Source organism: Streptococcus sp. 10824 (assembly GCF_013276595.1).
GTDB lineage: Bacteria > Bacillota > Bacilli > Lactobacillales > Streptococcaceae > Streptococcus > Streptococcus pseudopneumoniae.
The window spans coordinates 1-973 of the sequence record NZ_VMLH01000136.1 but is presented as its reverse complement, the minus strand read 5'-3'; the positions used below and the strand labels follow the sequence as shown (position 1 = coordinate 973).

Below are 973 nucleotides of genomic sequence, written 5' to 3'. Positions count from 1 at the left end.
GCCTTATTTCAGGCTTATACAAAGGAGTTAGGTTCTTCCTACACACGTGATACCTTCTATCAACTCTTGAAGCACCATGGTTGGGCCACGTCCAGCACATCCCAAGAAAGTAGACTCTCAAACCATTGTCGCGTCTAAAAATAAAATCTCAATTCAAGAAGAAAAGAAAGCGCTTTAAAACCAGTAGACCTTTTCGTAAGGTTCGCTTGATGTACCAAGATGAGGCTGGTTTCGGTAGAATCAGTAAACTGGGATCTTGTTGGGCTCCAATGGGAGTAGGTCCACATGTCCATAGTCACTATATACGAGAATTTCGCTATTGTTATGGAGCTGTTGATGCCCATACAGGCGAATCATTTTTCTTAATCGCTGGTGGATGTCATACTGAGTGGATGAACGCCTTTTTAGAAGAGCTTTCACAAGCTTATCCAGATGATTATCTTTTACTCGTTATGGACAATGCTATATGGCATAATAAAAGCGCTGAATCGGTCAATCAGGCTCTAAAACTCATCTTAAAACAAGACAAGATTCTGTCCATCACGGCAGATAATGGTACAGAATTTAACCGCTTGTCTGATGTATTTTCTGAGGAACATATCTATTATGCGCACCCCTATGCCTCTTGGGAAAGGGGAACTGATGAGAATCACAACAGGCTCATTCGGAGATGGTTACCTAAGGGAACTAAGAAAACGACTCCCAAAGAAGTCGCATTCATCTAAAATTGGATTAATAACTATCCTAAAAAATGCTTGAACTCACATTAGATAAATTAACCATCTGGATTCCCAAAGCTGGACGCGTCACTTTTCCGTTTTTTTCTAACTGTTCAATAATATTGATAGCATCATTTGCAGGGATTGCAAAACCAAGACCTTCTACAGATGTTCCTCCATTTGTGGCAATTTTACTTGAGGTAATTCCGATAACCTGTCCTTGGATATTGATCAGTGGGCCACCAGAGTTACCT

At 40.6% G+C, this 973-nt stretch carries 3 pseudogenes; 2 read left to right on the top strand and 1 reads right to left on the bottom strand.

What is annotated here, in order from left to right:
- A pseudogene (locus HT701_RS10480) lies at positions 1 to 473 on the top strand (IS630 family transposase); the annotation flags it as partial.
- Positions 474 to 722: pseudogene (locus HT701_RS10475) on the top strand (IS30 family transposase); the annotation flags it as partial.
- Between the two features lie 31 nt (positions 723 to 753).
- Here HT701_RS10475 and HT701_RS10470 read toward each other — a convergent pair.
- Positions 754 to 973, bottom strand: a pseudogene (locus HT701_RS10470) (trypsin-like serine protease); the annotation flags it as partial.